Source organism: Pseudomonas sp. GW821-FHT04D07, assembly GCF_059420225.1.
On sequence record NZ_JBWKTH010000025.1, the window covers coordinates 1 to 11,399 of the forward strand.

Sequence of the window (11,399 nt, forward strand, 5' to 3'; positions counted from 1 at the left end):
TCCGGCCTCCTGTGGCGACTGTTCGATCGCCATCGCCAGCAAGCTGGCTCCTACAGGGGGCGGGTGTTCCAGCGCAGGGATAGCGCCGTGCCCGGTCTTTGTAGGAGCCGGCTTGCCGGCGATGGCGGCCGCATAGCCACCGCAAGGCTCAAGGGCCCCATCGCCAGCAAGCTGGCTCCCACAGGGGGCAAGTGTTCCAGCACAGGGATAGCGTCGTGCCCGGTCTTTGTAGGAGCCGGCTTGCCGGCGATGGCGGCCGCATAGGCGCTGCAAGGCTCAAGGGGATTGGCCGCGCCGGAGGTGTTAAAGTCCTGCCTTCGTTTTGAATTCTCCAAGGAAGTCGGCATGCCGGACGCGACCTCACTCAACCCCGCCTTCATGGTGGTGCAGAGCAACAGCCCCGAGGAACTGCGCAGCCTGGTGATCAACGTCATGCGACGTTATCCCCTGGCACCCCTGGAGAACGAAATCGCCCTGGTGCAGAGCAATGGTATCGCCCAGTGGCTGAAACTCGCCCTGGCCGAAGACCCGGAAGACGACGACCAGGGCGGCTGCGGCATCGCCGCCGCCATCGATGTGCAACTGCCCGGCAGCTTTATGTGGCAGCTCTATCGCATGGTCCTGGGCCGCGACGAGATCCCGGCCAAATCCCTGCTCGACAAAGGCCCGTTGACCTGGCGCCTGATGCGCCTGCTGCCGGAGCTGATCGACCAACCGCACTTCGAACCACTGCAGCGCTTCCTCACCCACGACACCGACCTGCGCAAACGCTACCAACTGGCCGAGCGTCTTGCCGATCTGTTCGACCAATATCAGGTCTACCGCGCCGACTGGTTGGAAGACTGGGCCGCCGGCCGCCATCAACTGCGCAGCGGTCGTGGCGAGATCAAGCCGCTACCACCGGCCAATTGCTGGCAGGCCGAGTTATGGCGCGCCTTGCTGATGGATGTCGGCGCATCCGGCATGGCCCAGAGCCGGGCCGGCGTGCACCAGCGCTTTATCGAGCGGATCAACCAGCTAGAAAGCGCGCCACCGGGCCTGCCGCCGCGAGTCATCGTCTTCGGCATCTCCTCGCTACCGGCCCAGGCCCTCGAAGCCCTTGCCGGACTGGCTCGTTTCAGCCAGGTGCTGCTCTGTGTGCACAACCCCTGCCGCCATCACTGGTCCGATATCGTCGCCGACAAGGACCTGCTGCGTAATCAGTACAAACGCCAGAGCCGCAAAGCCGGGATGCCGCTGGCCCTCGACCCGCAAACCCTGCACCAGCACGCGCATCCGCTGCTGGCCGCCTGGGGCAAGCAGGGGCGCGACTACATCAACCTGCTGGACAGCTACGACGATCCCGCCAGCTACCGCGCGGCTTTCCGCGACGGCCGTATCGACCTGTTCAGTGACAGCACGCCGACGACCCTGCTCAATCAATTGCAGGACGATATCCTCGAACTGCGCCCGCTCAACGAAACCCGCGAACACTGGCCGGCCATCGATCTGGCGCAGGACTCATCGATCCGTTTCCACATCGCCCACAGCGCCCAGCGCGAAGTGGAAATCCTCCACGACCAACTGCTCGAACGCTTCAGTGCCGAGCCGGACCTGCGACCGCGTGACATCATTGTCATGGTCCCGGATATCGACAGCTACGCCCCGCATATCCGCGCGGTGTTCGGCCAGCTCGAACGCAACGACCCACGCTTTATCCCCTTCACCCTGGCCGACCAGGGCCAGCGTGGTCGCGATCCATTGCTGATTGCCGTCGAGCACCTGCTCAAACTGCCTGACAGCCGCTTCCCGGTCAGCGAGATCCTCGACTTGTTGGACGTCCCGGCCTTGCGCGCCCGCTTCAATATGCAAGAGCGTGACCTACCGACCTTGCATCGCTGGATCGAAGGCGCCGGCGTGCGCTGGGGCATGAACGCCGAACAACGCGCCGGCCTCGGCCTGCCCGACGCGCTGGAGCAGAACAGCTGGCAGTTCGGCCTGCGGCGCATGCTGTTGGGCTACGCGGTCGGCAGCGGCGAGGCTTGCGAAGGCATCGAGCCCTACGACGAGATCGGCGGCCTCGACGCGGCCTTGATCGGTCCGCTGGTGGCCCTGCTCGACGCCTTGGAAATCGCCCACCAGGAACTCTCCGAGCCGGCCCTCCCGCAGCAATGGGGCGAGCGCCTGCACGCACTGATCCAGCTGTTTTTCCTCGCCAGCACCGAGCACGACGACTACCTGCTGATCCAGCTCGAACAACTGCGCACCGACTGGCTGGAAACCTGCGCGGCGGTGAACCTGGAGGAAGTCCTGCCACTGACCGTGGTCCGCGAAGCCTGGTTGGCCGGTCTCGATCAGGGCCGCCTGTCCCAGCGCTTCCTCGCCGGCGCGGTGAATTTCTGCACCCTGATGCCGATGCGTGCCATTCCGTTCAAGCTGGTCTGCCTGCTGGGTATGAACGACGGCGATTATCCCCGTGCCCAGCCGCCATTGGACTTCGACCTGATGGGCAGCGACTACCGTCCCGGCGACCGTTCACGGCGTGAAGACGACCGCTACCTGTTGCTCGAAGCCCTGCTCTCGGCCCGCAGTCAGCTCTATATCAGCTGGGTCGGTCACAGCATCCGTGACAACAGCGAGCGCCCGGCCTCGGTCCTGATCGGTCAGTTGCGCGACCACCTCGCCGCTGGCTGGCGACTGCCGGACGGTGACGGCGAGCAACTGCTCAACGGCCTGACCCAGGCGCATCCGCTGCAACCCTTCAGCGCCCGTTACTTCCATGACAGCCATGCCGAGCTGTTCAGCTATGCCCGCGAGTGGCAGCAACTGCATGAGGCTCAGAGCCCGAACGAAACGATCAGCGAGCTCGACGCCTATCAGCAGGACGAACCGCTGACCCTGGCCCAGCTCCAGGATTTCCTGCGCAACCCGGTCCGGCACTTTTTCAGCCAGCGTCTGAAGGTCTTCTTCGAAGCGGCCCAGGCTCCACTGGCCGACGAGGAACCGTTCGTGCTCGACGCCCTGCAACGCTACAGCCTCAGTGACAGCTTGCTGCAAGCGGCGCTGCTCCAGGCGGACAACCCGGACCAGGCCCTGCAGCACCAAGCCCAGCGCTTGCAAGCCAGCGGCCTGTTGCCCATGGCCGGCTTCGGTGAATTGTTGCAACATGAACTGATCGAACCGCTGCCGGATTTGCTGCAACGTTATCAACAACTGCTCAGCCTCTGGCCGACCCCACTGACCAGTGCCGTGCCCGTCGCCTTCGACAGCGGCGCCACCCGGGTGGAAGGCTGGCTGAGCGGCCTGCATCAACGCAGTGACGGCGGCCTGCTCGCGGTGACAACCATCCCCAACAGCATCGGCTCGATCAAGACGCGCAAATGGCATCGCCTGACCAAACCTTGGGTCGACCACCTGCTGGCCTGTGCCTGCGAACTGCCGATGACCACCGCGCTGGTAGCCAGCGACGACACCCTGCTGCTGCCACCATTCGAACCGCAGCAAGCCGCCAAGATTCTCGGCAATCTGCTGCTGGCCTGGCAGTCCGGGATGCGCCGTCCGCTACCGGTCGCGGTAAAGACCGCCTTTGCCTGGCTTTCCCAATCGGACCCGCTCAAGGCCCAGGACGCGGCGCGCAAGGCCTATGACGGCGATGGCGTGAACAGCGAGGGCGAGCGTCGGGAAAGCGCGGCCCTGGCCCGCCAGTTCGCCGACTACAACGCGCTGATTGCCAGCGAGGAATTCGAAGGTTGGTGCGATGCGCTCTATCGGCCGCTGTTCGAAGCGCCGTGGCGTTCTCTCGCTGCCGAGGAGGCGCGCTCATGACCGACAACAAGACCCCCCTGGCGCTGGCCTTCCCGCTGCGCGGCAGCCAACTGATCGAAGCCAGTGCCGGCACCGGCAAGACCTTCACCATCTCCGCGCTCTACCTGCGCCTGGTCCTCGGCCATGGCGGCGAGGACTCGGGTTTCGGCCGCGAGCTGCTGCCACCGCAAATCCTTGTGGTGACCTTTACCGACGCGGCCACCCAGGAACTGCGCGACCGTATCCGCACCCGCCTGGCGGAAGCCGCGCGGTTCTTTCGCGATGAGATAGCGGCCACCGATGCGCTGATTGCCCAACTGCGCGATGAATACCCGCCTGAACACTGGCCGGCCTGCGCCAACCGCCTGGATATCGCCGCCCAGTGGATGGACGAAGCGGCGGTATCGACGATCCACGGCTGGTGCCAGCGCATGTTGCGCGAACACGCCTTCGACAGCGGCAGCCTGTTTACCCAGACCCTGGAAACCGACCACAGCGAACTGCTCGGCGAAGTGCTGCGCGATTACTGGCGCCTGTTCTGCTACAAGATGCACGGCGATGCGTTGAACTGGGTCCGGGCCAACTGGGGGGGGCCGGCGGCACTGCTGCCGCGGGTGCGGGCGTTGTTCGGCAGCGAACGGCGCAACGACAACCTGGAGGAACCGGCCGAGTTGATCGAAGCCTGTATCCAGGAGCGTCGCCAGGCCCTGGTGCAGCTCAAGACACCTTGGCGGCAATGGGCCGCCGAACTGCGCGATATCTGCCTGCAAGGCGTGGCGAACAAGAGCGTCGACGGGCGCAAGATGCAGGCGCGCTACTTCGAGCCCTGGTTCGAGAAACTCAGCGCCTGGGCCGTGGACGAGACTCAGGAGCAACTGGATATCGGTACCGGCTTCAGTCGCCTGACCGCCGCCGGCCTGGCCGAAGCCTGGAAGGGCGAGCCACCAAGCCACCCGGCCCTCGACGCCATGTCCGGCTTGAAAGCCAGCCTCGATGCCTTGCCCACGCCGGACGCCGCCGTGCTCGAACACGCCGCCCGCTGGGTCGGCGCGCGCTTCGAGGAAGAGAAACGCCGGCGGGCCGAGATGGGGTTCGACGATATGCTCCTGCGTCTCGACGCGGCGCTCCAGAGCGACGGCGGCGAACGCCTGGCGAGCCTGATCCGCGAACAATTCCCGGTGGCCCTGATCGACGAATTCCAGGACACCGACCCGGTTCAGTACCGGATCTTCGAAAGTATCTACCGCATCGAAGGCAACAGCCCCGAGTGCGGCCTGTTCCTGATCGGCGACCCGAAGCAGGCGATCTACGCTTTCCGTGGCGCCGATATCTACACCTACCTGCGGGCGCGCCAGGCCACCCTTGGTCGGCTGCATACCCTGGGTACCAACTTCCGCTCCAGCCAGGCGATGGTCACGGCGGTCAACCACGTCTTCGAGCGCGCCGAGCAACGCGAGCAGGGGCGTGGCGCGTTCCTGTTTCGTCAGGGTGATGAGAACCCGGTACCATTTCTGCCGGTGGCCGCCCAGGGGCGTAAGGAGGTCTTGCAGATCGACGGCCAGCCCGTGGCGGCGCTCAACCTCTGGCAACTGGCGACCGAGCAACCGGTGTCCGGCGCGCTGTATCGCCAGCAGTTGGCTGCGGCCTGCGCCACTCGCATTGTCGAGTTGCTCAACGGTGGCCAACAGCAGCGAACCGGCTTTGTCCGCGACGGCGTGCTCAAGGGCGTGTTGCCCTCCGATATCGCGATCCTGGTGCGTGACGGCAAGGAAGCCCAGGCGGTCCGTGGTGAGCTGGCGAGCCGTGGCGTACGTAGCGTTTACCTCTCGGACAAGGACTCGGTATTCGCCGCCCAGGAGGCCCATGATCTGCTGGCCTGGCTCAAGGCCTGCGCCGAGCCGGATGTCGAGCGCCCGTTGCGGGCAGCCCTGGCCTGCATCACCCTGAACCTGCCACTGGCTGAACTGGAGCGTCTCAACCAGGACGAGTTGGCCTGGGAACAGCGGGTCATGCAGTTCCGTAGATACCGTGAGATCTGGCGCAAGCAGGGCGTGCTGCCGATGCTGCGTCGGCTGATCCATGACTTCCACTTGCCCCAGGCACTGATGACCCGCAGTGACGGCGAGCGGGTGCTGACCAACTTGCTGCACCTGTCCGAACTGCTGCAACAGGCGGCCGCTGAACTCGACGGCGAACAGGCGCTGATCCGCCATCTCGGCGAGCACCTGGCGTCCTCCGGCCAGGCGGGCGAAGAACAGATCCTGCGTCTGGAAAGTGACGAGCAACTGGTCAAGGTGGTGACCATCCACAAGTCCAAGGGCCTGGAATACCCCCTGGTGTTCCTGCCTTTCATCTGCTCGGTCAAACCGGTGGATGGCAGTCGCCTGCCACTGCATTACCACGATGCCGAGCGCAAGGCCCAGGTCAGCCTGAAACCCACTGCCGAGTTGATCGTCCAGGCCGACGACGAGCGCCTGGCCGAAGACCTGCGCCTGCTCTACGTCGCCCTGACCCGGGCCCGACATGCTTGCTGGCTGGGGGTGGCCGATCTCAAGCGCGGTAACCACAACGCTTCAGTACTGCATCTGTCCGCCCTCGGTTATCTGCTCGGTGGTGGTACTGTGTTGGGTGAGTCCGCCGGCCTTGAACGCTGGTTGTTGGACTTGCAGGAAGGTTGCCCGGCATTGGCCAATGAGTCACTGCCAGCGGCCACCACCGAAGCCTTCCAGCCGCCGCGCAATGAAGCGCTCTTGCTTGCCCCACGCCTGCCCAAGCGCAGTGCTTCCGAGTACTGGTGGATCGCCTCCTACAGCGCCTTGCGCATCGGCGAGGCGCAGAGTGCCGATACTGACGAAGCGCCGGAAAGCCCCCAGGCGCAAAAACTCTTCGACGACGAACGCCTCGACCCGGCCGCGCCCCGCGACCTGGTGCCGAGCGGCAGCGATATTCACCGCTTCCCCCGTGGTCCGAACCCCGGCACCTTTCTCCATGGCCTGCTCGAATGGGCCGGTGACGAAGGCTTTAATGCCGACCGCATGCTGATCGAAAAAGCCGTCGCGCCACGCTGCAACCTGCGTGGCTGGAAAGGCTGGATCACGGCCCTGTGCGACTGGCTCGCCGACCTGCTGCAAACCCCTTTAAGCCTGGGCAACGATCAGCCGCCGGTGGTCTTCAGGGAACTGAAGGCCTACCGGGTGGAAATGGAGTTCTGGTTCGCCAGCCACACGGTCGATGTGCTCAAGGTCGACGAACTGGTACGTCGCCACACCCACGGCGGCGTCGCCCGAGCCAAGGCCGAGCCGATCTTGCTCAATGGCATGTTCAAGGGCTTTATCGACCTGACGTTCGAACACCAGGGGCGCTACTACGTGGCGGACTACAAATCCAACTGGCTGGGCGTCGATGACGCGGCTTATACCGAGCAGGCGATGAGCCTGTCGATCCTGGATAACCGTTACGACCTGCAATACGTGCTTTACCTGCTGGCCCTGCATCGCCAGCTCAAGGTGCGGTTGCCGGATTACGACTACGACCGGCATATGGGCGGCGCCTTGTACCTGTTCCTGCGCGGTACCCGGGCGCCGAGCCAGGGGGTGTTTTTCACCCGGCCGCCGCGTGAACTGATCGAGCACCTGGACCTGCTGTTCCAGGGTAAACCAGTACCCCGCGGCGAGCCCGTCTGGGAGCAGGGGAGTCTGTTATGAAGCGTTCCTTTTCGGAAATCCTGCCGACCGCGCAGGGCGACGACAGCCTGGCTGAACTGACGCCCCTGAGCCGCGCGGCGGACTTGCTGTTGCTGTTGGAACGCTGGGTTGAACGGGGTTGGTTGCGGGCGCTGGACAAGGCTTTCGTGGCCTTTCTCCACGAGCTTGATCCCGAGGCTGATCCGCTGGTGTTGCTGGCGGCGGCGTTGACCAGCCACCAACTGGGACACGGGCATGTCTGCCTTGATCTGTTCGCCACCTTGCAGGAACCGGACTTCGCCCTGTCGCTGCCGCCGGAAGGCGATGTGCAGGACGGGGCGTTGTTGCTGCCGTCGCAACTGCTGGTGGCCCTGGACGGCGAGCGCTGGTGTCGATCGCTGCAAACCAGCCCGTTGGTGGCGCTGGCGGACGAACCGGGCATCGAGGCCGCGCAGCGTCCGCTGGTGCTCAGCGGACGACGCCTGTACCTGCGCCGTTACTGGGCTTACGAGCGACGTATCGACGAGGCCCTGCGTCGGCGTCTGGCCGAACAGGAAGAAACCCCGGACGACCTGGCGCAACGCCTGACCGCGTTGTTCGGCGCAGCGATGCCCGGCGCCCGCATCGACTGGCAGAAACTCGCCTGTGCCCTGGCCACGCGCGGCGCGTTCAGCATCGTCACCGGTGGCCCCGGTACGGGTAAGACCACCACCGTGGTGCGTTTGCTGGCCTTGCTCCAGGCACCAGCGGTGGCGGCGGGAAAACCCTTGCGTATTCGCCTGGCGGCGCCCACCGGCAAGGCTGCCGCGCGGCTGACCGAGTCCATCAGCGCGCAGGTGCGCTCGCTGGATATCGACGCTGGCGTGCGCGGCAAGATCCCCAGCGACGTCACCACCGTGCACCGCTTATTGGGCAGTCGGCCCGGTACCCGGCACTTCCGCCACCACGCCGGCAACCGCCTGCCGCTGGACGTGCTGGTGGTGGACGAGGCGTCGATGATCGACCTGGAGATGATGGCCAACCTGCTCGACGCCTTGCCTGAGCATGCGCGGTTGGTGCTGTTGGGCGACAAGGACCAACTGGCCTCGGTGGAAGCCGGTGCGGTATTGGGCGACCTCTGCCGGGATGCCGAGGACGGCTGGTACAGCGCACGGACCCGTGGCTGGCTGCAGGCCGTCAGTGGCGAACAACTGGGCGACGGTGGTTTGCAGGAGGACCTCGATGACAGCCATCCGCTGGCCCAGCAGGTGGTGATGTTGCGTCACTCGCGGCGCTTCGGCGAAGGCAGCGGCATCGGCCAGTTGGCCCGTCTGGTCAACCGCCAGGCGGCGGACGAGGCGCGGGCGTTGCTGGCGGCGGGCAGTCACGCGGACCTGTTTGCGTTGGCGCTCAAGGGCGAGCAGGACAGGAAATTCGAACGCCTGGTGCTGGACGGCCAAGGCTCCGGTCCGAAAGGCTACCGGCACTACCTCGGGGTGTTGCACAGCCAGCGTCCCGCCGCCGGCAGCGACCTGGCGGATGCGTGCTGGACCGATTGGGCGCGCACGGTGCTCCAGGCTTTCGACGAGTTCCAGTTGCTCTGTGCCGTGCGCAAGGGTGCCTGGGGCGTCGAAGGTTTGAATCAGCGGATTACCGCGGCGTTGTTCGCCCATCGGCTGATCGACAGCGACCAGCATTGGTACGAAGGCCGCCCAGTGCTGATGACTCGTAACGACTACGGCCTGGGTCTGATGAACGGCGATATCGGCATCGCCTTGAAACTGCCCGAGCGCGACGGGCCCGAGACCGGCCAGCCGGTGCTGCGCGTGGCCTTCCCGCGCAATGACGGGCAGGGCGGGGTGCGCTTTGTCCTGCCCAGTCGCTTGAACGATGTGGAAACGGTGTACGCCATGACGGTTCACAAGTCCCAGGGCTCGGAGTTCGCGCATACCGCGCTGATCTTGCCGCAGGCGCTGAACCCGGTGCTGACCAAGGAATTGATCTACACCGGGATCACCCGGGCCAAGGACTGGTTCAGCCTGATCGAGCCCCGCAGCGGGGTGTTCGAAGAGGCGGTGGCGCGCAAGGTCAAGCGGCTCAGCGGATTGATGCTGGAGTTGAGTTAGTGGTGTCAGTGCCGGCCTCTTCGCGGGCAAGCTCCGCTCCCACAGTGTCCGTGTCGAGCTCAAGACTTGTGTACGACACAACGCCTGTGGGAGCGGAGCTTGCCCGCGAAGAGGCCCGTGAGGTCACGCGGCATCTCTCAGACTGCCCCTGATGCCAAGGCTTCCAACCCACCCTGCTGCGCGGATCCCTCAATCCCCATGAACCGCCGCACCCGCTCGCCCTGCGACTCCTCGCGAATCGCCCGTGGGCTGGCGTCCAACTGCACCACACCGTTCTCCATGAACACCACCCGATCGGAAATCGACATGGCGAAATCCATTTCATGGGTAACGATCAGCATCGTCATCCCCTCATCCGCCAACTCGCGAATCACCTTCAGTACTTCCCCGACCAGCTCCGGGTCGAGTGCCGAGGTCGGTTCGTCGAACAGCATGATCTGCGGTTCCATCGCCAGCGCCCGGGCAATCGCCACCCGCTGCTGCTGACCCCCGGACAACTGATGCGGGTACTTGCGGGCATGGGCCAGCAGGCCGACCTTGTCGAGCAAGGCGAGGGCCCGCTGTTCGCTCACTTCGCGGGCCACACCGTGGTAGCGCGCCGCCAGGGTGATGTTGTCGAGGATGCAGCGATGGGGGAACAGGTTGAAGTTCTGGAACACCATGCCGATGCGCCGCACACCCTGGCGAATCCGCGGGTTGTTGGGGTGATTGGCGGCAGTGATAAAGCCCTCGCCGAAGAGCACGATCTTGCCCTGGTCGATGCTTTCCAGGCCGTTGATGGTGCGGATCAGCGAGGTTTTGCCCGAGCCGGATGGGCCGATGATGGAAATCACCTGGCCACTGCCGACCGCCAGATCAATGCCCTTGAGTACGGCATGGTTGCCATAGCACTTGTGGATATTCTGCAGGTCCAGCGCCAGCGGGGCACCGCTGAGCGACTGTGCGCGTGGCGATTGGGCCAACGCTGGCTGCGCCGCCCGGAGCCCGGCGAGGGTGCTCTCGTCGAGGGTTTGCGGCTTGCGCTGGCCCAGGTCGAGATGCTGTTCCAGACGCTGCAAGAGCCAACCGAACAGGCTCACGATCAGCACGTAGTACACCGCCACCGCGCCGAGGGTTTCCATCACCAGGAAGTTCTGCGCATAGAGACGCTGACCGACGGTGAGCAGCTCGGTGAGGGAAATCACCGAGACCAGCGAGGTCAGTTTCACCACCGTGATGTATTCGTTGATCAGGGTCGGCAACGAGATACGAAAGGCCTGGGGAATCACGATCAAGCGTTGCAGCCCGAGCACGCCGATGCCCAGGGCGCGGCCGGCTTCCTTCTGGCCCCTGGCGACCGAAATCAGCCCGCCGCGATGGATCTCGGCCATGTATGCAGCTTCCGTGACCACCAACGCGAACAACCCGGAGTAAAACGGGTCGGACAGCACGCCGCCGGTTGCCGGGAACAGCTGTGGCAGGTTGTAGACGAATACCACCAGCACCAGCAGCGGGATGCTGCGAAAGAACCAGACATAGGCCGCCGCCGGGAGGCGCAGCCAGGCCGAGGCGGACAGCTTGGCCGAGGCCAGGAAGAAGCCCAGCAGCATGCCGATAAACCAGGCCAGGGCGCTGAGTTCGACCACCGTGACGCAGGCTTGCCAGAACGCCGGCATCGAGAACAGCGAAAAGAAATAGGGCCAATCGAATTGCATAGATACCTCGGTGTTGCAATGGAGCGATTACTGAGCGATGACATCCTTGTGGGAGCGGTGCTTGTGTGGGAGCGGGGGGGGGGGGGGGGGGGGGGGGGGGGGGGGGGGGGGGGGGGGGGGGGGGGGGGGGGGGG

At 65.1% G+C, this 11,399-nt stretch carries 4 protein-coding genes; 3 read left to right on the forward strand and 1 reads right to left on the reverse strand.

Annotation, left to right across the window (positions count from 1 at the left end; all coding sequences use genetic code 11):
* Positions 1-345: 345 nt before the first annotated feature.
* The 3 genes from recC to recD are packed head-to-tail and all read left to right on the forward strand — an operon-like array spanning position 346 to position 9,571.
* Positions 346-3,804, forward strand: a complete 3,459-nt coding sequence (recC, locus tag AC07T0_RS23955; RefSeq protein WP_495003512.1) for an exodeoxyribonuclease V subunit gamma — start codon at positions 346-348, stop codon at positions 3,802-3,804.
* On the forward strand, positions 3,801-7,487 hold the full coding sequence (gene recB / locus AC07T0_RS23960; protein WP_495003513.1) for an exodeoxyribonuclease V subunit beta: 3,687 nt from the start codon (positions 3,801-3,803) through the stop codon (positions 7,485-7,487). Before recC ends, recB begins: the two co-directional genes overlap by 4 nt.
* Positions 7,484-9,571, forward strand: a complete 2,088-nt coding sequence (gene recD / locus AC07T0_RS23965) for an exodeoxyribonuclease V subunit alpha (RefSeq protein WP_495003514.1) — start codon at positions 7,484-7,486, stop codon at positions 9,569-9,571. The genes recB and recD overlap by 4 nt, the downstream gene beginning before the upstream one ends.
* A 137-nt stretch (positions 9,572-9,708) precedes the next feature.
* On the opposite strand, the gene AC07T0_RS23970 is transcribed toward recD, so the two are convergent.
* Positions 9,709-11,265, reverse strand: coding sequence for an amino acid ABC transporter permease/ATP-binding protein (locus AC07T0_RS23970; protein ID WP_495003515.1), 1,557 nt, complete (start codon positions 11,263-11,265; stop codon positions 9,709-9,711).
* Positions 11,266-11,399: the final 134 nt, after the last annotated feature.

Coding starts and splice junctions, on each gene's coding strand:
- recC (WP_495003512.1), top strand. CDS start 346: ATGCCGGACGCGACCTCACTCAACCCCGCCTTCATGGTGGTGCAGAGC.
- recB (WP_495003513.1), top strand. CDS start 3,801: ATGACCGACAACAAGACCCCCCTGGCGCTGGCCTTCCCGCTGCGCGGC.
- recD (WP_495003514.1), top strand. CDS start 7,484: ATGAAGCGTTCCTTTTCGGAAATCCTGCCGACCGCGCAGGGCGACGAC.
- AC07T0_RS23970 (WP_495003515.1), bottom strand. CDS start 11,265: ATGCAATTCGATTGGCCCTATTTCTTTTCGCTGTTCTCGATGCCGGCG.